This is a genomic window from Streptomyces sp. NPDC097981, assembly GCF_040302565.1.
GTDB lineage: Bacteria > Actinomycetota > Actinomycetes > Streptomycetales > Streptomycetaceae > Streptomyces.
The window spans coordinates 178709-200281 of the sequence record NZ_JBEORW010000001.1; the positions used below are offsets into that span (position 1 = coordinate 178709).

Annotated in this window: 19 protein-coding genes; 11 read left to right on the plus strand and 8 right to left on the minus strand. The window is 72.4% G+C overall.

The window, feature by feature from the left end; all coding sequences use genetic code 11:
* Positions 1–6: 6 nt before the first annotated feature.
* Complete coding sequence (locus tag ABTY04_RS00785; protein WP_352211130.1) at positions 7–735, minus strand: MerR family transcriptional regulator; 729 nt, start codon at positions 733–735, stop codon at positions 7–9.
* 85 nt (positions 736–820) lie between these two features.
* Between ABTY04_RS00785 and ABTY04_RS00790 the strand changes: the two genes are divergently transcribed.
* The gene (locus ABTY04_RS00790) at positions 821–2653 is read left to right on the plus strand and encodes an AMP-dependent synthetase/ligase (protein ID WP_352211131.1); all 1833 of its coding nucleotides are present in this window, start codon (positions 821–823) and stop codon (positions 2651–2653) included.
* Positions 2654–2719: 66 nt separating this feature from the next.
* On the opposite strand, the gene ABTY04_RS00795 is transcribed toward ABTY04_RS00790, so the two are convergent.
* Both ABTY04_RS00795 and ABTY04_RS00800 read right to left on the minus strand, forming a co-directional pair.
* A complete protein-coding gene (locus tag ABTY04_RS00795) occupies positions 2720–3052 on the minus strand; it encodes a DUF6415 family natural product biosynthesis protein (RefSeq protein WP_352211132.1) in 333 nt (110 codons plus the stop codon).
* A gap of 84 nt (positions 3053–3136) precedes the next feature.
* Entirely contained in the window at positions 3137–4312 is a 1176-nt protein-coding gene (locus tag ABTY04_RS00800; protein WP_352211133.1) for a helix-turn-helix domain-containing protein, read from the minus strand.
* Between the two features lie 112 nt (positions 4313–4424).
* Here ABTY04_RS00800 and ABTY04_RS00805 point away from each other — a divergent pair, with 112 nt between their 5' ends.
* Positions 4425–4970 carry a flavoprotein gene (locus ABTY04_RS00805; RefSeq protein ID WP_352211134.1) on the plus strand — a complete coding sequence of 182 codons (546 nt, stop codon included), beginning with the start codon at positions 4425–4427 and terminating at the stop codon, positions 4968–4970.
* A 142-nt stretch (positions 4971–5112) separates the two neighbouring features.
* Here ABTY04_RS00805 and sph read toward each other — a convergent pair whose 3' ends face one another.
* Positions 5113–6102 carry a sphingomyelin phosphodiesterase gene (gene sph / locus ABTY04_RS00810; protein WP_352211135.1) on the minus strand — a complete coding sequence of 330 codons (990 nt, stop codon included), beginning with the start codon at positions 6100–6102 and terminating at the stop codon, positions 5113–5115.
* Positions 6103–6229: 127 nt separating this feature from the next.
* Here sph and ABTY04_RS00815 point away from each other — a divergent pair, with 127 nt between their 5' ends.
* Positions 6230–7123 (plus strand): oxygenase MpaB family protein, encoded by an 894-nt coding sequence (locus ABTY04_RS00815; protein WP_352211136.1) that lies wholly within the window; start codon positions 6230–6232, stop codon positions 7121–7123.
* Between the two features lie 36 nt (positions 7124–7159).
* On the opposite strand, the gene ABTY04_RS00820 is transcribed toward ABTY04_RS00815, so the two are convergent.
* Positions 7160–8665, minus strand: coding sequence for a M1 family metallopeptidase (locus ABTY04_RS00820; RefSeq protein WP_352211137.1), 1506 nt, complete (start codon positions 8663–8665; stop codon positions 7160–7162).
* Between the two features lie 344 nt (positions 8666–9009).
* On the opposite strand from ABTY04_RS00820, the gene ABTY04_RS00825 reads away from it, so the two are divergent.
* The 5 genes from ABTY04_RS00825 (at position 9010) to ABTY04_RS00845 (ending at position 15478) form a co-directional block, all read left to right on the plus strand.
* Complete coding sequence (locus ABTY04_RS00825) at positions 9010–9876, plus strand: SCO6745 family protein (RefSeq protein ID WP_352211138.1); 867 nt, start codon at positions 9010–9012, stop codon at positions 9874–9876.
* Between the two features lie 123 nt (positions 9877–9999).
* Positions 10000–12456: a Tex family protein gene (locus tag ABTY04_RS00830; RefSeq protein ID WP_352211139.1), complete on the plus strand. Its 2457-nt coding sequence runs from the start codon at positions 10000–10002 to the stop codon at positions 12454–12456.
* Positions 12457–12975: 519 nt separating this feature from the next.
* Positions 12976–13479: a hypothetical protein gene (locus ABTY04_RS00835; RefSeq protein WP_352211140.1), complete on the plus strand. Its 504-nt coding sequence runs from the start codon at positions 12976–12978 to the stop codon at positions 13477–13479.
* A complete protein-coding gene (locus ABTY04_RS00840; protein WP_352211141.1) occupies positions 13466–14668 on the plus strand; it encodes an MAB_1171c family putative transporter in 1203 nt (400 codons plus the stop codon). Before ABTY04_RS00835 ends, ABTY04_RS00840 begins: the two co-directional genes overlap by 14 nt.
* A gap of 39 nt (positions 14669–14707) precedes the next feature.
* Entirely contained in the window at positions 14708–15478 is a 771-nt protein-coding gene (locus ABTY04_RS00845; RefSeq protein WP_352211142.1) for an SDR family NAD(P)-dependent oxidoreductase, read from the plus strand.
* A 12-nt stretch (positions 15479–15490) separates the two neighbouring features.
* Here ABTY04_RS00845 and abc-f read toward each other — a convergent pair whose 3' ends face one another.
* A complete protein-coding gene (gene abc-f / locus ABTY04_RS00850; protein ID WP_352211143.1) occupies positions 15491–17128 on the minus strand; it encodes a ribosomal protection-like ABC-F family protein in 1638 nt (545 codons plus the stop codon).
* A 93-nt stretch (positions 17129–17221) separates the two neighbouring features.
* Here abc-f and ABTY04_RS00855 point away from each other — a divergent pair, with 93 nt between their 5' ends.
* Positions 17222–18208 (plus strand): GlxA family transcriptional regulator, encoded by a 987-nt coding sequence (locus ABTY04_RS00855; protein ID WP_352211144.1) that lies wholly within the window; start codon positions 17222–17224, stop codon positions 18206–18208.
* Between the two features lie 456 nt (positions 18209–18664).
* Positions 18665–19312 (plus strand): DJ-1/PfpI family protein, encoded by a 648-nt coding sequence (locus tag ABTY04_RS00860; protein WP_352211145.1) that lies wholly within the window; start codon positions 18665–18667, stop codon positions 19310–19312.
* Here ABTY04_RS00860 and ABTY04_RS00865 read toward each other — a convergent pair.
* The gene (locus ABTY04_RS00865; RefSeq protein ID WP_352211146.1) at positions 19278–20048 is read right to left on the minus strand and encodes an enoyl-CoA hydratase/isomerase family protein; all 771 of its coding nucleotides are present in this window, start codon (positions 20046–20048) and stop codon (positions 19278–19280) included. The genes ABTY04_RS00860 and ABTY04_RS00865 overlap by 35 nt on opposite strands.
* 302 nt (positions 20049–20350) lie before the next feature.
* On the opposite strand from ABTY04_RS00865, the gene ABTY04_RS00870 reads away from it, so the two are divergent.
* The gene (locus ABTY04_RS00870; protein ID WP_502996529.1) at positions 20351–20854 is read left to right on the plus strand and encodes an ATP-binding protein; all 504 of its coding nucleotides are present in this window, start codon (positions 20351–20353) and stop codon (positions 20852–20854) included.
* Positions 20855–20866: 12 nt separating this feature from the next.
* Here the strand turns inward: ABTY04_RS00870 and idi are convergent, their stop codons facing one another.
* Positions 20867–21463: an isopentenyl-diphosphate Delta-isomerase gene (idi, locus tag ABTY04_RS00875; protein WP_352211148.1), complete on the minus strand. Its 597-nt coding sequence runs from the start codon at positions 21461–21463 to the stop codon at positions 20867–20869.
* Positions 21464–21573 lie beyond the last annotated feature (110 nt).

Below are 21573 nucleotides of genomic sequence, written 5' to 3' on the forward strand. Positions count from 1 at the left end.
CCCGGCTCAGCCGGACTCCGAGGCGAACGCCGCCCGCAGTTCCTCCCTGAGGGACCGCTGGAAGGCGGTGACCAGCGCCTGCACCACCATCGGCTGCATGTGCGCGGACAGCGCCTTCATCGATTCCACCCGCTCCGGATCGCTCTCGCCCTCCGTGAACGGCCCCCACACCTCGTCCCGGAACAGCGCGGTCAGCTCGTGCGCCGCCGATCTGGTGTGCTCCGTCAGCACCTTGCGCGCGGCGAGGATCGTCTCCTGCGCGATCGGCACGTCGAGGAGCGCGACTCCCAGCCGCAGCAGGCCCACGTCCATCCGGAAGCCCTCCCCGGCGGGGGTCAGCACGTTCATCGCCGTCAGCCGCTGCACGTCCGTGTCCGAGAGGGCGCGCCCCGCGCGCTTCTCCAGCTCCGCCCGGGAGACCTCCCGCGCCGAGTCCGGCGCCCAACTGGACACCAGCGCACGGTGGATCGCCAGATCGTGCGCGCTCAGATCGTCGGGCAGGGCGTCCAGGTAGCGCTCGATGGCCGACAGCGTCATGCCCTGGTGCTGCAACTCCTCGATCAGCGCGAGCCGCGACAGGTGCTCCGGCCCGTAGTGGCCCACCCGACGGCGTCCGATCACGGGAGGGGGCAAAAGCCCGCGCGTGCTGTAGAACCGTACGGTGCGCACGGTGACGCCAGCCCTGGCCGCCAGCTCGTCGACGGTGAGCATCGGCTCTGGTGCCTGGTCGGCCATCGTCCGCGCCTCGCTCTCTGCTCCACAGCTTGGGTTCAACAGTATTGCTGTCGCACCAACGATGTGAAACGGCCAGGAGCTGCCCATGCCCATGAAACTGCGACTGCCCGGACAACCCGAAGAGCTCACCCTCCCCGCCCTGCTGGCGCGCAACGCCGCCGAGCACGGCGATCTTCCCGCCCTCTCGTGGCGCGAGGGCGACGGCTGGACGACCCTCGACTGGACCGAGGTCCGCCGCAAGGTCGCGATCCTCGCCTCCGGATACGCCGCCCTCGGCGTCGAACGCGGCGAACACGTCCTGATCATGATGGGCAACCGTCCCGAGCACTGGCTCAGCGACCTCGCCCTCGTCCACCTCGGCGCCGTCCCCGTCACCGTGTACGGGACCTCCGCGCCCGAGCAGATCGCCCACATCGCCCGCCACAGCCGGGCCCGGGTCGCCCTCGTCGAGGGAGCCCGCGAGCTGGCCCGGTGGGAACCGCTGCTCGCCGACGACCGGGTGCCCCTGGAGCGGCTCGTCGTGGCCGAGGCCGCCGAGGCGGGCACGCACCGCACGTACGGCTCCCTGTATGCGAGCGGGGCCCGTACGCACCGCCCCGACGCCTTCGAGAAGGCCTGGCAGGAGACCCGCCCCGAGGACCCCCTGACCGTCGTCTACACCTCCGGTACCACCGGCGATCCCAAGGGCGTCCGGCTGACCCACCGCAACATCGTGCTCCAGGCCGTCCGCCTCGACCGGCGCACGGACCTGCCCGAGCACGCCGAGCACATCTGCTACCTGCCGTTCGCGCACATCGCCGAGCGGATCCTCGGCATCTACCTGCCGCTGCTGCGGGCCGCGCACGTCCGGCTGGTCGCCGACCCGGCCGCGGTGGCGCCCGCCGTCCGCGAGCTGCACCCGGTGCAGTTCTTCGGCGTGCCCCGGGTCTGGGAGAAGCTCGCCGCGTCCGTACGGGCCGTGCTCGCGCAGCTTCCGGCCGCGCAGCGGGAGTCCATCGAGGCCGCGAACGACCTCGCGCGCGCCCGGGCCGGCCACCGGGAGCGCGGCGAGCAGGTCCCGGCCGCGCTCGAAGCCTCGTACGCCCGGGCGAAGGAGCAGGTGCTGGACCCGCTGCTGGGCCTGGCCGGGCTGGACCGCCTGGTGTGGACGGCCAGTGCCACCGCGCCGATGCCGATCGACGTGGTGCGGTTCTGGGCGGGCTGGGGGATCACCATCATGGACGCCTGGGGCCTCACCGAGACCTCGGGCGTGTGCACGGTCAACAGCCCGGACGGTTTCCGGCTGGGCTCGGTGGGGCGACCGATCGAGGGGCTGGAGCTGCGGCTCGCCGCGGACGGGGAGATCCTCACGCGGGGCGCGACCGTCTTCGGCGGCTACCTGCGGCCCGACGGGTCGGTGGAGAGCGCGCACGACGCCGAAGGGTGGTTCGCGACGGGGGACATCGGCCGGCTCGACGAGGACGGGTTCCTCTGGCTGACCGACCGCAAGAAGGAACTGATCATCACCTCGAACGGCAAGAACGTCTCGCCGGCCCTGGTGGAGAACACCGTCAAGGAGCATCCGCTGATCGGCCAGGCCCTGGTGCACGGCGACGGCCGCTCCTACCTCGTCGCGCTGCTGGTGCTGGACGGGGAGCTGGCCCCGGCGTGGGCGGCGGCCCGCGGCATCGGGGCCGGCTCGCTCGCCGAGCTCGCGGGGCACCCGGCCGTCCGCGGCGAGATCGCCCGCGCGGTCGCGGCGGCCAACGCCCGGCTCAACAGGACCGAGCAGATCAAGCGGTACCGGCTGCTGACCGCGGAATGGGGCCCGGAGTCGGGGGAGCTGACGCCCTCGCTGAAGCTGCGCCGCAGGGTGGTCCGGGAGAAGTACGCGGACCTGATCGAGGACATGTACGCAGAACCGCACGAGGCCCCGTAACCCGACCCGACCCGGACCGGCCCCCGGCCCCGTCCCACGACGGCCGGGGGCCACGTGCGCGCCGGATCATGACGCGCTCGCCCCGGCCGCATGCTCCAGCGCGCGCACCAGCTGCCTCATGATCCTGGCGAGGCCGCGGGCGTGGTTCCAGTTCGCGTGGGAGCCGGACCCCAGCGGGCCGACCGCCGCGAAGTACTCCCATTCGGCGAGGGCTTCGAACGCCCCGGCGGGGCGCTGCGGCGAGGGTGTCCCGCACAGGGCATCGTGGAGCTTCTGCCCGCAGGTGATCAGGTCGTCGATGAGCGCCGCGACGCCCTCCGGACCAGGACGCTCGCCGTACGGGACGAGCGCCCGGCCGACCAGGGCGATCGCCTCCACGTGATCCTGCGGCACGCCCATGCCGGGGCTCCCTACCATCGTCAGCGGGTGGAGACACCAGCCTGACGGCCCGGCGGGGGACGAACACACACAGAATTGTGAGTGCTACATGCCGACCCAGCGGGCCATCCCGCCGAGGTTGTCCGGGGCGCGCCGCGACATGTGCACCAGCCCGCGGATGGTGGTCCGGGTACCGGACAGATGCCGTGTCTGTTCAGGCGCCAGCCTCCTGGCTTCCGCCAGGTACTGCAGCGATGTCTTGGCGGAGCCGGCCTCCATCTCGACCAGCGCCCGATCCACCAGATATCGGGCCCGCCGCGACATCAGCATGGTCTCCGGAAGCTTCAGCGCGCGGGCCTGACGGAGAGCGTCGCCGAAGCGGCGCATCGCAATCGATGCACCAAGCTCGTGCAGCTGGACGTTGATTCGCCCGAACGAGAGCCAGTGCACTTCCCTGGCTTCGCCGCCGACGCGGTCCGCCAGGTCGCGGGCGGCGGCCAGATGCGTTGCCACCGCGGTGGCGTCCTCGTTCTTCGCGGCGACGGTGGCCGCCCCGAGGTGAAGTTGCCCGGCCACGGCGAGGGACTCGCGGCTCGTCTGCTCGGCCAACAGGCCGTGCCCCGACGAGATCAGCGGCAGGCTCGTCGAACAGCGCCAGAGGATGGCCCGCTTGTACCGCTGCACCGCCTCGATGCACGGGTCCGATGCCCGACCCGCGGCCCATTCCATCCGGTCCAGGGCGACGCGGGCGAGGTCAGGGTGGTCAAGCTTCAGTGCCACGTCGTGGGCGGTCCGGTACGCCGAGGCGAGGGACCGCCACAGCGACGTCGACGGGGCGGTCCACACGGCGTGGGTCAGTTCCACGATCAGGCCGGGCAGCGCATGGGCCGCCGCGCGCAGGCGCGCGGCACGCACGTGCCGGCACAGCGCGTCCGCCTCGGCGATCAGGTCGGGCGCCGGCCGGATACCTGCCAGGTCCGGGTTCGGTCCGAGGTCGAACCGGTCGAGCGCCTCCCGGATCGGGGCGATGAGGGCGAGCAGCCGCTCGGAGGGCAGCAATGTCATCGCCGCCGGTCCTGTCAGCTTGGACGTGTCCACCCCGAGTGCTTGCGCCACTGCCACGACGAAACCGGGAGTTGCGGAGCGAGCGCCGCACTCGACCTGGTTCAGCAGGCTGAGGCTGTACGGAATTCGGTCGGCCAACTCGCGCTGTGAGAGGCGTCGTAAGCGACGCTGCTCCCTGATCCGGGAGCCGGTGTGGTCGTCGTCGGGTAGAGGCATGCTGGTCTCCGTCCAGGACTCGTCATCAAGGACGGTACCCGTGCCCGTGGTCCTGGGTGAGTGGTCGCCTTCGGCTCCTTTGAGGTGGGGCGATTGCATAGTGTCGGGAGACATGACGACGAGGACCTTGTACCTGCTCTGCTCGGCCGCCCCGCCCGTTTTCGAGATCGCCGGGGTGGTGGAAGAGGCGCAGCGTCGCGGTTGGGACGTCTTCCTGGGCCTGACCCCGACGGCCGCGGACTGGCTGGAGGACGGTCTCCCGGGGCTGGCAGCCCTGACCGGGCATCCGGTGCGCACGCGGTACAAGCGGCCCGGAGGGCCGGACGTGTGGCCACCCGCGGACGCCGTGCTGTTCGCCCCCGCGACGATGAACACCGTCAACCGGTGGGCGCTGGGGATCACCGACACGTGGGTCGTCGGGGTCGTGGCGGAGGGCATCGGCAAGGGCATCCCGATGGCCGTCATGCCGTGCGTGAATGCCGCATATGCGCAGCACCCGCAGTTCCCGCTGTCGCTGGAAACGCTCCGGTCGGCCGGTGTCCGGGTGCTGTACGGCGAGGGCGGGTTCGCGCCGAACCAGCCGGGCGAGAAGAAGCCGTACCCCTGGGGGCTGGCCCTGGACACCGTGGACGACATGGTGCCGGTGCACGGGACCTGAAGGCACGAAAGCGCCCCCTCCCGCGGCCCGCAGGCCGGAGAGGGGGCGCCGTGTCGTTGACGTGATCCCGTGCCACTGACCGGCCGGCCGGCCGGCCGGATACGGGGGCGGGCCTCGTGGCCGGCTGGTTCCCGTGCGCGGTCTAGCGGCCGATCAGCGGGTAGTGGTCGGACAGGTTGGTGTACGTGTACGAGGTGCCCCAGCTGGAGACCGTCCAGGGCGCCGACTGCTCCTTGACCACGTTGTTCTCCCAGCCCGCCGGGCGGGCGTTGCCCTTGCGGTAGAGGACGTAGTCCAGGTCCTCGCGCGGGTCGGTCGGGTAGCGGTAGTTCGCGATGGAGTTCAGCGCGGTGTCGAAGGAGTACGGGTGGCCCGTGCGCGAATCGGAGTTCGCCAGGTCGGCGTTGGCGAGCATGGACGCGAACTCGGGGGAGCGGGAGTCGACGTTCATGTCGCCCGCGACGATGACCTGCTCGTCCGCCGGGATGTTCTTGCCGTCCAGGAAGGCGTCCATCGCCTTGAACTGGCGGGCGCGCATGTCCGCCGCCTCGCCCGCGCCGCAGCCCGGGTCGGTGGACTGGGCGTGGGTGCCGACCACGTGCACCTTGGTGCCGTTGACGTTCAGGACGACGTAGGCGAAGCCCTTGTTGGACCACCAGTCGGCGCCGCAGGCGTCCTTGTAGACGACCTGTTCCTTGCGGATGATCGGCCACTTGCTGAGGATCGTGACACCGCCGTCCTCGGGGGTGGTGGAGGAGTACGCGCCGCCCGTGGCGTCCCAGCCGCTCTTGCTGCGGCCGACGACCGGGGTCTGGTACGGGTACTGCGCCGAGGCGTTGGACTTCAGGGCGTCCGAGGCGCCGTTGTCGAAGGCCTCCTGGAGCACGACCACGTCGTGGCCCTGGAAGAAGGACGCCTTGGGGATCTCCGAAGCCCGGTGGTCCTGACCCCAGTTGGGGTAGAGGTTCTTGCTCATCAGGAACGTGTTGTACGTGAGGACGCTGAGCCGCGGGGCCGCGGCGCTCTCCGCGGCCGAGGCGGCCGGCGCGCCGGTGGCGGCCAGCGCGCCGACGGCGATCGCCGCAACGGCCGTGGCAGCGGCGCGGTTCCGGCTGAGCTTGGTGTGCAGCATGAGGTCTCCATCATTCCTGCGGGGGAGATCGACTCCGTCATCCAAGCAGCCGCGGTTACCTCTGGGTAACACCCGTGACAAGACTTTCTGTCCGGGAGCGTACGTCTGGCACTCGCATACTGGAACCATGAGAGAAACAGAGCTCCCCGCACCCGGACCGACGGCCGCGCGCCGCCCCGATCCCGAGCCGCCGGCGCCCGGCGGGGTGCTCTGGACCATCTCCGGCGACATCCGGGCCCTGCTGATGCTGCCCGCCGCCTTCACCATGCAGGTCGCCCACCCCGCGATCGGGGCCGGGGTCGACGAGCACTCGGTCTTCCGCACCGACCCCTGGGGGCGCGGCGAGCGCTCGCTGCGCTCCGTCCAGCTGTGGGTGTACGGCGGGGAGGAGGCCGCCGAGGAGGGCCGCCGGGTGCGCCGCCTGCACAAGGAGATCCAGGGCATCGACACCCGGGGACGGCGCTACCACTCCCTGGACCCCGCCTGCTACTCCTGGGTGCACGCCACCGGCTTCCCGGTCTACCTCTACGCCGGGCGCTACCTGCTGCGCCGCTTCACCCCCGCCCAGGAGCGGCAGCTGTACCGCGAGTGGCTCCAGGTCGGCCGGATACTCGGCATCCGCGACCGGGACATGCCGCAGAGCATCGAGGAGTACTGGGTCTACTACCGCCGGATGCTGGCCGAGGAGATCGAGCCCACCAAGGTCGCCCGCGAGCTGGTCGCCACCGATGTGCCACTGCCCCGGCCCGAGGGCGGCTCCCTGCCGGTGCGGCTGCTGCTGCGGCTCACCTGGCCGGTGCTCCGGGCGGCGTTCCTGCGCTTCCGGGCCTTCGTCACCGCCGGGTACATGCCGCCCGACGCCCGCGCCGCCATCGGGCTGGAGTGGAGCCCGGCCCAGGAGCGCAGGCTCCGGCGGTTCAGCACGACCGTACGGCTCCTCGTACCGCTGCTGCCGGAGCGGCTGCGGTACCTGCCGATCGCGCGGGCGGCGCGGGCACGCCGGCACGCCGGCACCCCCTGAGGGGCGCCGGCGCGCGGGTCCGCGTGCGACCGGGAATCAGTGCTCGTGGATCGAGTCCGTCGCCGCGATCTTCTTCCAGGACTTCGGCTCCACCGGCTGCGCGTCGGGGGCCTTGAGGGAGCGGGCGGCCGGGGAGGCGGCGGACGGCGGGGCGAACGCCGGCTTGCCCGGGGTGTACAGCCAGGTCTCGAACAGCTGCGCCAGCGGCTTGTCCGACACCTTCTCCGCATAGCGGACGAAGTCCCCGACCTTGGCGTTGCCGTAGGCCCGCTCGGTCGGCCAGCCCTTGAGGATCGCGAAGAACTTCTCGTCGCCGATCTCGTTGCGCAGCGCCTGCAGGGCGATCGCGCCGCGGTCGTAGACGGCCCCGTGGAACTGGTTGTCCGGGCCCGGGTCGCCCGGCTTGACCTGCCAGAACGGGTCGTCCGCGGCGCGCAGCCGGTACGCCCAGTCGGCGAGCTCCTGCGCGGTGCCCTCGCCCTCCTTCTCCGACCACAGCCACTGGCTGTAGCGGGCGAAGCCCTCGTTGATCCAGATGTCCTTCCAGCCGTCGACGGACACGCTGTCGCCGTACCACTGATGGGCCAGCTCGTGCACGACCACCGAGACGTTGGCGCCGTTGGAGAACTGCTTCGGGCTGTAGAACGGCCGGGTCTGGGTCTCCAGTGCGAAGCCCGACGGCACGTTCGGCACGTAGCCGCCCAGGGCGTTGAAGGGGTACGGCCCGAAGACGCCCTCCAGCCACTCGGCGACCTCGCCGGTCCGCTCCACGCTCGCGCGCGCCGCGCCCGCGTTGTCGCCGAGGTCCTTGCTGTACGCGTTGAGGATGGGCAGCCCGCTCGCCGTCTTGTCGGTGGTGACGTCGAACTTGCCGATCGCGAGGGTGGCGAGGTACGTGGCCTGCGGCTTGTTCGAGCGCCAGTTGTACCGGGTCCAGCCGAGCCGGGAACTCTGTGACTGGAGGACGCCGTTGCTGATCGCCTGCGTGCCGTCCGGGACGTTGACCGAGATGTCGAAGGTGGCCTTGTCGAGCGGGTGGTCGTTGCTCGGGAACCACCAGACGGCCGAGTCGGGCTCCTGTGCGGCGACACCGCCGTCCGGGGTGCGCTGCCAGGCCGACCAGCCGTCGATCTTGAATTCCGAGGGCTTGCCGGCGTACTTGACGACGACGGTCGCCGGCTTGTCCTTCTGCAGCGGCTGGGCGGGGGTCACCTCCAGTTCGTGGGCCCCGGACGTGGCGAACTTCGCCTTGGCGCCGTTGACCCGGATCTCGCTGACCTGCAGGCCGAAGTCCAGGTTGAAGCGGGAGAGGTCCTGCTTGGCGGTGGTCAGCAGGGTGGCGGTGCCCTCCAGCAGGTCCGTCTTCGGCTGGTACTGCAGGCGCAGGTCGTAGTGGGACACGTCGTATCCGCTGTTGCCGCTGGCCGGGTAGTAGGGATCGCCGATACCCGGGGCCCCTTGGACCGAACTCGCCGCCGACGCCGGGATCACCAGCAGCAGGGAGGCGGCGAGCACGCTCGGGGCGATGACTTTGCGGTGCACGAAGAGCTCCAAGTGGTAGGGGAGACAGTTCTGTTCAACGGCTTGTCGTCCGACCGTATTCACGCCCGGCCTCCCACGTCATGTCCATGGCCCCTGCTGTCACACGATCGCCATTCGGCCGTCACAGGCCGGCGCCCGCCCCGGGCGCGGGCCGCGGCGCAGCCGGGTGACAAGCGTCACGAAGAGGCGCATTCGGGTGCTCGGCCCGCTTGCCACCGGGCCGGCGACCTGCGCAAGAAAGGCCAGAAACCGGTTCCCCGCGCGGGGTCGTCGCGCACGCACACGGGGTACCGCGGGCAACCCGGGACTACCCGGCATACTGAGCGGTCGGTAACCTGACCGGCATGACGATGATTCCTCCGCGCGCCGCCCGTACCTGTTGGCACGCAGCGATCAACCCGCTGCACGCGACCATCTACTTCTCGCCCGACCTGGGCAAGGAGTTCGCCGCCCTCGGGGTCACCGAGCGGCCTGCCGTGAACCTCGCCTCCCGGTCCGCCGCCATGGGCGCCGTCGGCGCCGGGACGGTCACCGCCACCTTCTACAACTACCGCCACGACTTCGTCGCCCGGCACCTGCCCGCCGTCTGGGACACGATCACCCCCGAACAGGCCCTCGACGCCCGGCTGCGCGCAGCCGACAGCACCCTGCGCCGGCTGCTCGGCGCGGAGACCGTCGAGTCCCCCGAGCTCGCCGAGGCCGCCGACCTCGCCCTGCGCGCCACGGAGGGCTGCACCCGGCACGCCCGGACCCTCTACGCCGCCCACGCCGACCTCCCGGTACCCGAGGAGCCGCACCTGCGCCTCTGGCACGCCACCACCCTGCTGCGCGAGCACCGCGGCGACGGCCACCTCGCCGCCCTGCTGCTCGCCGGTCTGGACCCGCTGGAGGCCCTGGTCAGCCACACCGCCACCGGCCGCGGCATGACCCCGAAGTGGATCAAGGCCATCCGCGGCTGGGAGCAGTCCGACCTCGACGCCGCCGTCGACCGGCTGCGCGAGCGCGGGATCCTCGCCGAGGACGGCGAGCTCACCGAGGAGGGCAAGGCCGTACGCGAGCGCCTCGAAGACGACACCGACCGCCTCGACGCGGCCCCGTACGAGCACCTCGGCGCCGACGGCCTGGCCCGGCTCGCCGAACTCGGCGGCGGATTCGTCATGAAGGCCGTCGCCGCCGGCGCCTTCCCCGCCGACGCCTTCGGCAAGGCCTGAGCCCCGCACCGGGCCCGAAGGGGCGGGCCGGAGGCCCCGCGCGCGGGGCTTCCGGCCTCCGTCACCGTCACCTGCCACAATTGGCAGCCTTCCAGTGCAAACGAAGGCAGGCGGGACCCGATCGTGACGATGTCCATCGAAGGCAGGATCGCCGAGGAGCTCGGCGTACGGGAGCGGCAGGTCAAGGCCGCCGTGGAGCTGCTCGACGGCGGCTCCACCGTGCCGTTCATCGCGCGCTACCGCAAGGAAGCGACCGAGATGCTCGACGACGCCCAGCTGCGCACCCTTGAGGAGCGGCTGCGGTATCTGCGCGAGCTGGAGGACCGGCGCACGGCGATCCTGGACTCCGTACGGGAGCAGGGCAAGCTCGACGCCGAGCTGGAGGCCCGGATCAACGCGGCCGACACCAAGGCCCGGCTGGAGGACATCTACCTCCCGTTCAAGCCCAAGCGGCGCACCAAGGCGCAGATCGCCCGCGAGGCCGGCCTGGAGCCGCTCGCCGACGGCCTGCTGGCCGACCCGTCGGTGGAACCGGCCGCCGCCGCGGCCGCGTTCGTCGACGCCGACAAGGGCGTCGCCGACCCGGCCGCCGCCCTGGAGGGCGCCCGCGCCATCCTCACCGAGCGGTTCGGCGAGGACGCCGACCTGATCGGCGAGCTGCGCGAGCGCATGTGGGGCCGCGGCCGGCTCGCCGCGAAGGTCCGCGAGGGCAAGGAGGAGGCGGGCGCCAAGTTCGCCGACTACTTCGACTTCGCCGAGCCCTTCACCGCGCTGCCCTCGCACCGCGTCCTCGCCATGCTGCGCGGTGAGAAGGAGGACGTCCTCGACCTCACCCTGGAGCCGGAGGACCCTGAAACCGCAGCGGTCCCCGGCCCGTCCGCGTACGAGGGCATGGTCGCCCGCCGCTTCGGGATCGGGGCCCCCTCGGGACACAGCCGCCCCGGCGACAAGTGGCTGGGCGACACCGTCCGCTGGGCCTGGCGCACGAAGATCCAGGTGCACCTCGGCATCGACCTGCGGATGCGGCTGCGCGCCGCCGCGGAGGACGAGGCCGTACGCGTCTTCGCCGCCAACCTGCGCGACCTGCTGCTCGCCGCCCCCGCCGGCACCCGGGCCACCCTCGGCCTCGACCCCGGCTTCCGCACCGGCGTGAAGGTCGCCGTCGTCGACGCCACCGGCAAGGTCGTCGCCACGGACGTGATCCACCCGCACGTCCCCGCCAACAAGTGGGACGAGTCCCTCGCCAAGCTGGCCCGCCTGGCCAAGGAGCACGCGGTCGAGCTGATCGCCATCGGCAACGGCACGGCCTCCCGCGAGACCGACAAGCTCGCCGGGGACCTGATCACCCGCCACCCCGAGCTGAAGCTCACCAAGGTGATGGTGTCCGAGGCGGGCGCCTCCGTGTACTCGGCCTCCGCCTTCGCCTCGCAGGAACTCCCGGACATGGACGTGTCGTTGCGCGGCGCGGTCTCCATCGCCCGCCGCCTGCAGGACCCGCTGGCCGAGCTCGTCAAGATCGACCCCAAGTCGATCGGCGTCGGCCAGTACCAGCACGACCTCTCCGAGGTGAAGCTCTCGCGCTCACTGGACGCGGTGGTCGAGGACTGCGTGAACGGCGTGGGTGTGGACGTCAACACCGCCTCCGCGCCGCTGCTCTCCCGGGTGTCGGGCATCAGCGGCGGGCTCGCCGAGAACATCGTGGCCCACCGCGACGCCCACGGCCCCTTCCGCAGCCGCAAGGCGCTCAAGGACGTGGCCCGCCTCGGCCCGAAGGCGTACGAGCAGTGCGCGGGCTTCCTGCGGATCCGCGGCGGGGACGACCCGCTGGACTTCTCCAGCGTGCACCCCGAGTCGTACCCGCTGGTCCGGGGCATGGCCAAGTCGGCCGGCAGCGACGTGGCGGCGCTGATCGGCAACACCGGTGTGCTGCGCTCGCTGCGCCCGGAGCAGTTCGTGACCGAGGCCTTCGGCCTGCCGACCGTGACGGACATCCTGCGCGAACTGGAGAAGCCGGGGCGCGACCCGCGCCCCGCCTTCAAGACGGCCGCCTTCAAGGAGGGCGTCGAGAAGATCGGCGATCTGGCGCCCGGGATGATCCTCGAAGGCGTGGTCACGAACGTGGCCGCCTTCGGCGCCTTCATCGACATCGGCGTCCACCAGGACGGCCTCGCCCACGTCTCGGCCCTGTCGAAGAACTTCGTCAAGGACCCGCGCGACGTGGTCAAGCCGGGCGACATCGTCCGCGTGAAGGTCATGGACGTGGACATCCCGCGCAAGCGGATCTCGCTGACCCTGCGGCTGGAGGACGAGGCCGACGGCTCGGCAGGCGCGCCCCGGCAGCGCGAAGACCGCCAGGACCGGCGCGGTGGCGGCCGTCCCCCGCAGCAGCGCGGCGGCGGCCAGGGAGGCCAGGGCGGCGGCCAGGGAGGCGGCCAGGGCCGGGGTCAGGGCGGCGGCCAGCGCCAGGGAGGCCAGCGCCAGGGCGGCGCCGGCGCCCCGGCCCCGGCGAACAGCGCGATGGCAGACGCCCTGCGCCGCGCCGGCCTCACCGGCGGCCCGGAGGAGCGCCGCAAGCGGTAGCACCGTGCAGCCCGCGGCTCCACCGGCAGCCGGCCGGGGGAGCCGCGGTGCGGGCCCGAGCGCCCCGGCGGTTCGCCGGCTTCCTGCAGATCGTCAACTCCCGGCCACGGCACGGGAAGTGCCACTGAAGTGAGCGGGACGTCCGATGGCATCGACAGCGCCACGTGAGCCGAGCGGGCGGCGTGAGCCGGTGCGCCGTGTGGGACACCGTGCGGAGGGACCGGGGGCCCTCGACCGGCCGCGGCGTGGCTGAATCCCGGCGGTGCGCTTGCAGCCACCGGCCTGCGCCGGGCCGTGTTCCGGGATGGCCGAATCGGTACCCCGCCCGGGGACCTGCCTTGCGAACTCCCGTACAAGATCTGTAGGCATGGTGGAACGCCCGTTCGCCGACTGGTGAACGGGCTTCCTTTTCCCCTCAGGACCCCACTCCCCGAGGCCGCCTTGAAGGCACAGGACGCCATGCCCACGCCCACGCACGCCTACCGACGCTGCCCGCGAAAGGGTCCGAAGAGGGATCACATGCCCCGCTCGCAACCCAGCCTCCGCAAAAGATGCGAGAAGATTCTCGGCCATCTGGATCTGACGCATCCGTTCTCCCTCGAAGGGCTCTGCAACCGGATAGCCGAGCAGCGCGGGCGCCCCATCCGCCTGCACCCGCTTCCCAAGGAGGCTGCCGAATCCGGGGTGTGCGGGCTGTGGGTGGGCACCGCCACCGTCGACTACGTCTTCTACGAGGCCCAGACCACCCCGCTCCACCGCGAGCACATCGTGCTGCACGAGCTCGGGCACATCCTGTTCGACCACAACTCCCTGGAAGCCGAGGACACCGACGGGCAGGCCCCGGTCGTCCTCGGGCGCACCAACTACACCACCAGCCAGGAGCGGGAGGCGGAAATGCTGGCCAGCATGATCCGCATCCGCACGACGGGCCCGTGCCCGCAGTCGGCCACGGCACCCCGCGGCACCCTCGCCTGGCTGGAATCCGCCATGGGCTACGGGCGGGGGAGCCATGGACGCCGCTGAACTCACCGCCCTCGGCGACTCGCTCGCCGTGCCCAGTGTCGTCTGCCTCTGGATCGCGGTCCTGCTCCGCGCCCCGGCCGCCCTGCGCTCCCCGCAGCAGCGCGGCCTGTGGCTCGCCGTGGCCACCGCAGCCGCGGCGATGACCCTGAACCTCCCGGACGTCGTCGCGTACGCCATGCGCGACCCGCACTACGCGCACACCGTAGGCCTCGTCCGCAACCTCATCGGCGTACTGTCCGCGGGCACCGTGGTCTACTTCGTCGCCGCCGCCATCCGCGGCCGGGTCCTCCAACTCGCCGCCCGGACGGGCACGGTGGCCTGGCTGACCACCCTCGTCGTGCTGGACGCGGAATCCCCCGCGCACGGTGCGCACGCCATCCCGCCGCACGGCGAACCCGTGCCCTCCCTCGCGTACTGGCTGATCCTGATTTCCGCTCACCTGATCGCCAACACCACCTGCGTCTCCCTCTGCTGGCGCTACAGCCGCCGCACCGAGAGCAAGGGCCTCGCCGCCGGGCTGCGGCTGTTCGGCCTCGGTACCGCGCTCGCCGGCCTGTTCTGGTTCGTGTACCTCCTCAAGGCCCTGTTCGGCAGTACCTGGGCGATGCCCGCCATGCCCCTGATGATGAACCTGCACGGGCTGCTGCGGGCCGCCGCGATCCTGGTGCCGACCCTGTTCGTCCTGCGCCGCACCACCGCCGACATCGCCACCGCCTGGCGGCTGTGGCCGCTCTGGCACGACCTGGTCCAGGCCGTCCCGTACGTCGCCCTCACCAAGCCGCGGGCCGGCCGGGTGGTGGAGCTGCTGTGGCCGCCGGTCCCGCGCAACCTGCTGGTGTACCGCAAGGTGATCGAGACCCGCGACGCGATCCTGATCCTCGGCGAGTACGTCGCCCCGGGCGTCCCGGAGCTCGCCCGCAGCCATGTCACCGGGCACGGGATCCCCGAGCAGCGGCGCACGGCGGCCGCGCTGGCCTGCGTACTGAAGGAGGCGCGGCAGGCGAAGCTCGCCGGGCGGCCCGGGCATCCGGGTGAGGACACGGCGTGGGAGCCGCCGGCCGCGATGCTGACCTCCGCGGAGGGCGGCGACCTCGACGAAGAGGCCCGGTTCCTGGTCGACGTGGCCCAGGCCTACGGATCGCCGTCGACCACGGACTTCGTCCCGCAACGCCCGGATGCCGCCCGGTAGCACCCGGACCCCGAACAACGTGTAGGAAGTGACCTTCTCTTGACCACCGTTCTGATCACCGGGGCCAGCGCCGGACTCGGCGCCGCCTTCGCCCGCGGCTTCGCGGCCAAGGGCTGCGACCTCGTCCTGGTCGCCCGCGACAAGGACCGCCTCGAAGACGTGGCCCGGGAGCTCGGCCGGGAGTTCGGTACGACGATCCAGGTGCTGCCCGCCGACCTGCTGGACGACGCGGACCGCACGGCAGTCGCCGAGCGGCTCGCCGACCGGGACCGGCCCGTGGACATCCTGGTCAACAACGCGGGCTTCGGTCTCCCCGCACCGTTCCCGTACAGCCCGGTCGAGGACGAGGAGCGGATGCTCGACCTGCTGGTGAAGGTCCCGCTGCGGCTCACCCACGCCGTGCTGCCGGGGCTGCGCGAGCGCCGCCGGGGCGCAGTGGTGAACGTCTCCTCGGTGGCCGGACTGCTGCCGACGGGGACGTACGGGGCCGCCAAGGCCTGGGTCACCGCGTTCAGCGAGTCCCTGCGGGTGGACATGGCGCCGTACGGGGTCCGGGTGCTGGCGGTGGTCCCGGGGTTCACCCGCACCGAGTTCCAGGCGCGGGCCGGGATGGACGTCAGCGCCCTGCGCGAGGCGGTGTGGCTGGAGCCGGAAGCCGTGGTGGCCAAGGCCCTGTGCGACCTGGCCCTGCGCCGCCCGGTGAGCATTACCGGCCGGCGCTACCAGGCGTACGCACTCGCCGTACGGCACCTGCCCCGCGGCTTCGTGGCCACGCGGCTCGCCCGCAAGCGCCGCGCGCCGCAGCAGTAGCCCCGCGGCGCCCTAGAGCTCGGTGACCTTGCCGCCCGAGACCTCCAGACGGCGGGTGACGTGCACCGCGTCCAGCATCCGGCGGTCGTGGGTGACCAGCAGCAGGGTGCCCTCGTACGCGTCCAGGGCCGACTCCAGCTGTTCGATCGCCGGGAGGTCCAGGTGGTTCGTGGGCTCGTCCAGCACCAGCAGGTTCACCCCGCGGCCCTGGAGCAGCGCCAGGGCCGCCCGGGTGCGCTCGCCGGGGGAGAGCGTGGCCGCCGGGCGCAGCACGTGGGCGGCCTTCAGGCCGAACTTGGCCAGCAGGGTCCGCACTTCGGCCGGCTCGGTGTCCGGGACCGCCGCGCAGAAGGCCTCCAGCAGCGACTCGTCCCCGAGGAAGAGGCCGCGCGCCTGGTCCACCTCGCCGACCAGCACACCCGAACCGAGCGTGGCGGCACCGGAGTCGGGCGCCAGTCGGCCCAGCAGGACGGCCAGCAGGGTGGACTTGCCCGCGCCGTTGGCGCCGGTGATCGCCACCCGGTCCGCCCAGTCGATCTGGAGGCTGGCCGGGCCGAGGGCGAAGTCCCCGCGCGTGACCGCCGCGTCGCGCAGGGTGGCGACGACCGAGCCGGAGCGCGGCGCCGCCGCGATCTCCATGCGCAGCTCCCACTCCTTGCGGGGCTCCTCGACGACTTCGAGCCGCTCGATGGCACGCTGCGTCTGGCGGGCCTTGGCGGCCTGCTTCTCGCTCGACTCGCCGCGCAGCTTCCGGCCGATCTTGTCGTTGTCCGTGGCCTTGCGGCGGGCGTTGCGGACGCCCTTGTCCATCCAGTTGCGCTGCATCTGCGCCCGGCCTTCGAGCGCCGCGCGCTTGTCGGCGTACTCGTCGTACTCCTCGCGGGCGTGCGTACGGGCGCGCTCGCGCTCCTCCAGATAGGCGTCGTAGCCGCCGCCGTAGAGGTTGATCTGCTGCTGAGCCAGGTCCAGTTCGAGGACCTTGGTGACGGTCCGGGCCAGGAACTCGCGGTCGTGGCTGATCACGACCGTCCCCGCGCGCAGGCCCTTCACGAACTGCTCCAGCCGCTCCAGACCCTCCAGGTCCAGGTCGTTGGTCGGCTCGTCGAGGAGGAAGACGTCGTAGCGGGAGAGCAGCAGCGAGGCGAGACCGGCGCGGGCCGCCTGGCCGCCGGACAGCGCGGTCATCGGCAGGTCCAGGCTGACGGCCAGCCCGAGTTCGTCGGCGACCTCCTGGGCCCGCTCGTCGAGGTCGGCGCCGCCGAGGTTCAGCCACTGGTCCAGCGTCGTCGCGTACGCGTCGTCCGCGCCCGGGGTGCCGTCGACCAGGCCCTGGGTCGCGATGTCCAGCGCCGCCTGGGCGGCGGCGACGCCCGTACGCCGGGCCAGGAACTCCCGCACGGACTCTTCGGGGCGCCGCTCCGGCTCCTGGGGCAGGTGGCCGACGGCGGCGGTGGGCGGGGAGAGCCGCAGCTCACCGGTCTCGGGCGTGTCCAGGCCGGCGAGCAGGCGCAGCAGAGTGGACTTCCCGGCGCCGTTGACGCCGACGAGGCCGATGACGTCGCCGGGGGCGACGACGAGGTCGAGATCGGCGAAGAGCGTGCGCTCACCGTGCGCGGCGGTGAGGTTCTTGGCGACGAGGGTTGCAGTCATGGTCCATCGATCCTATCCGCGTCGCAGGCCGTGGCCGTAAAGGTGGGAAGGACGTCATTGCGGCCATCGGGGAGGACATCACACCATGGGGTCATGTCGTTGCGAAACGTGCTCGTCGTCCTCTACGACGGCGTGCAGAGCCTGGACGTGACCGGGCCCGTGGAGGTGTTCGCCGCGGTCGCCCGCTTTCCGGGGCGGGCGGGGACCGGGTACGCGATCCGCACGGTGTCCCCGGGCGGCGCACCCGTACGGACGGACAGCGGGCTCTCGCTCGTGCCGGACGGGGACCTGGAGAGCGCGAGTCCGGGGCCCGGCACCACCCTGCTGGTTCCGGGAGGCCAGTACCGGGGGGACTTCGAGCCGCGGCTCACCGAGTGGCTCCGCGTGCACGGGGCCGGCGCTGAGCGGCTGGTGTCCGTGTGCACGGGCGGGCTCCTGCTGGCCGAGGCCGGGCTGCTGGACGGACTGCGGGCCACGACGCACTGGTACGTGTGCGAGCAGATGGCCCGGGACTACCCGAAGGTGGCGGTCGAACCGGATCCGATCTACGTACGGGACGGCCGGGTCGCCACCTCGGCCGGGGTCACGGCGGGGATCGACCTCGCGCTGGCGCTGGTGGAGGAGGACCACGGGAGGGAACTGGCGCTGGACATCGCGCGGCACCTGGTGGTGTTCCTGCGCCGGCCGGGGAACCAGGCGCAGTTCAGCGCGCAGCTGGCGGCGCAGACCGCGCAGCGGGATCCGCTGCGGGAGGTGCAGCAGTGGATCACGGAGCATCCGGGCTCGGACCTGAGCGTGGAGGCTCTGGCGGCGCGGGCACGGCTCTCGCCGCGGCACTTCGCGCGGGCGTTCCAGGCGGAGACGGGGGTGACGCCGGGGCGGTACGTGGAGCGGGTGCGGGTGGAGCACGCGCGGCGGCTGCTGGAGGACACGGGGGACGGTGTGGCCCAGATCTCCCGGGCCTGCGGCTACCGCACCCCCGAGGCCCTGCGCCGGGCCTTCGTCAAGACCCTGGGCCAGCCCCCGGCCGAATACCGCCGCCGCTTCGGCCCGGACCCCCACGGGAACCCCGGACCCTGAGGCTTCCGCCCGGCTTCCGGCCCCGCCCCGGCCCCTGGCCCCTGGCCTCAGTCCCTGACCCCGGACCCGGTTTCTGACCGCCGGTCTTCGGCCGCTGACCTCAGTTCTGACCGCCGGTCTTCCGCCGCTGACCCCGGCCCTGACTCGGGGGTTGCGACCGCTGAGGGTCTCGGCGCGCGGAGTCCTGCAACTCCCCGGCCTTCGCCCTCGCCCGGGGCGGCGGCCCGGACACCGTCCGGCTGCCCTCCGCTGCCGGGCGCCGCCCCCAGGACCCCCGCCTCGGACGCCGGCCGGGTGCGCCGGCCCGCGGGTTCCCGCGCGTCGGACGGCCGCGGAGCCGGGCGCAGCGGGGAGAATCCAGCCCCGCCGGGGCCGGGGGGCGTGGCACAGACCTGCCGTTCCCGTTCGGGGGCGGTGCACACCGACCCGACCACCACTCACCACTCCGGAGGAGACGTGCAGATCGCCGTCCTGCTCTACGACCACTTCACCGCCCTCGATGCCATCGGCCCCTTCGACACGCTCGGGCGCCTCCCCGGCGCCGAGGTCGTCTTTGTCTCGGAGCGCCCCGGTCCGGTGCGGACCGACAACGGGGCGCTCGCGCTCGTCGCCGACAAGGGCCTCGACGAGGTGACCCGGCCCGACATCGTCGTCGTGCCCGGCGGGCCCCACCCCGAGCTGGAGATGGGGAATCCCGCCGTCGTCGACTGGCTGCGTGCCGTCGACGCCACCACCACCTGGACCACGTCCGTCTGCACCGGCTCGCTCCTCCTGGCCGCCGCCGGGCTGCTCAAGGGGCGGCGGGCCGCCGGCCACTGGCTCTACCTGGACCAACTGCCCGCCTTCGGCGCCGAGCCCACCGGCGAGCGCGTCGTGTTCGACGGGAAGTACGTCACCGCCGCCGGGGTGTCCTCCGGCATCGACATGGGGCTCGGCCTCCTCGGCCGCATCGCCGGCGACGAGACCGCCATGGCCGTCCAGCTGATGACCGAGTACGACCCCCAGCCGCCCTACGACGCCGGATCGCCCGCAAAGGCGCCGGCCGGGATCGTCGAGCTGGTCCGTTCGCTCAAGCCTGCGCCCGCCCGCCCGAAGTCCAGCTGAACGACGGCGTACGGCGTTCCAGGAACGCGGCGACACCCTCCGCGGTGTCGTCGCTTCCGGCCGCCTGCTGCGCCCAGTACGCGTCCCGGTCCGTCCGCCCGTCCGTGAACTCCTTGGCCGCCGCCTGCGTCAGCTGGGAACGGGTGGTCAGGATGCGGGCGAAGTCGGCCACCCGCTTGTCCAGTTGCCCGGCGGGCAGCAGCTCGTTCAGGAAGCCCGCCCGCAGCGCGTGGTCCGCGTCGATCAACTCCGCGGAGAACAGCAGGTACTTGGCCACCGCCGGGCCGACCAGCGAGGCCAGCCGGCGCGTCGACGATGCGGGGTAGACGATGCCGAGCCTCGCCGGGGTCACCCCGAACGACGCCCCTTCCTCCGCGAAGCGCAGATCGCAGGCCGCCGCCAGCTGGCTGCCGCCGCCCACGCAGAATCCGCGGATCGCCGCGAGCGTCGGCTTCGGGAAGGCGGCCAGCGCGTCCTCCGCCGCCACGGCCAGCGCCTGCGGGTCCTCGTCCCCGGCCAGCGAGGAGATGTCGGCCCCCGCGCAGAAGGTCGGTCCGGCCCCGGTCAGGACGAGCACCCGTACGGCCGGGTCGGCCGCGAGTCCGCCCAGCAGGTCCGGGAGTGCGCGCCACATCGCCGCGGTCATGGCGTTGCGCTTGGCGGGGTGCGAGATGACGACCGTGGCGACCCCGTCGGCGACGGTGTGCAGGAGGGTTGCGTCCTGGGCTGCGTCCATGGGGCGGATGCTATCCCGGTCGGTCGATCCTATGATCAAACCAGTCCGCCGCGGTGCTCCAAGGGCTTGGTCAGGCACGACGCGGTCCCGGCGGGGTGCGGCGGCCGGGGGCGGGGCGGGCGTCGCGGGCGAGACAGGTCTCGCAGAAGATCAGGAACGGTCGTACAACTGACGCTGTCATACGCCAGCGGTCAGAAAGTGTCCGAATGATGCTGACTTCTGGTCAGGCGTCCGGCCCGGATCAGCCCGTTCCCCACTCTTGTCGCGTGGAGACGATCGAGCGTGAAGACGGGGGCCGGAAGATGGATGTCAGCGGGAGCGTCCCGCCAGCCAAGGAGGGCGAGCCGGAGGCACCGGCCGACCCCCTCGCGTACGAAGGCGTGTGGCGGTTCACCGTCCCTGCGGTAGAAGAATCCGTTCCGCAGGCCCGCTGGGCCGTCCGTGACCTGCTCGGCCGCCAGGGCGTCCCGGCCGGCCGGGACCTCGTGTACTCCCTGCTGCTGATCGTCTCCGAACTGGTGACGAACTCGGTCCGGCACGCGGCCCTGCTCTCGCCGGAGGTCGCGGTCGAGGTCGCCATCGGCCGGCAGTGGGTACGGGTGGCCGTCGAGGACAACCACCCGTACCGGCCCAAGGCCCTGGAGGCGGATTTCGGGCAGACCGGCGGCCGGGGGCTGCTCCTGGTGCGCGAGATCACGCTGGAGTCCGGCGGGGTCTGCGACGTCGAGCACACCTCGACGGGTGGCAAGGTCATCTGGGCGGCCCTGCCGCTCGCCGCGCCGGCCTCGCCGGCCCCCGGGCTCTGAACGCCGTACGGGCTACCAGCCCGCGGCATCACCGGTCAGTTCCCGGATCGCGGGCCGGGCCGCGTCCAGCACCGTCATGAACCATGCCGAGAACGGCGCCTCGGCGTGCCGCTTGGCCAGTTCCTCGGCGGTCACGAACGCGGTGTCGCCGACCTCCTCCGGATCCGGCCGCAGCGGCGCCTGCGCAAGACCCACGAACAGGTGGTTGTACTCCTGCTCCACCAGACCCGACGCGGGGTCCGGGTGGTTGTAGCGCACGGTCCCCGCCTCCGCGAGCAGCGACGGGGACAGGCCCAGCTCCTCGTGGGTCCGCCGGGCCGCCGCCGTGAACGGCGACTCCCCGGGGTAGGGGTGACCGCAGCAGGTGTTCGACCAGACGCCGGGGGAGTGGTACTTCCCGAGGGCCCGCTGCTGCAGCAGCAGACGGCCCTGCCCGTCGAAGAGGAACACGGAAAAGGCCCGGTGCAACAGACCGGGAGCCTGATGGGCGGAGAGCTTCTCCGCCGTGCCGATGGTGTTGCCGGACTCATCGACCAGTTCGAGCATGATCTCCTGAGTGCCGGTGCCGGGGGACGCGCTGTTCGCGGCGGTGGCTGGTGTGGTCGGCATACCCATCCTTCGCTTCGGACTTCGACCTTCAGTCTGCCGTACAAAAGAGGCTTGTCCCCACTTCGATGATCCGCGCATGTCCGCCCCCGCCGCGTGGTAAGCGCCGGGGG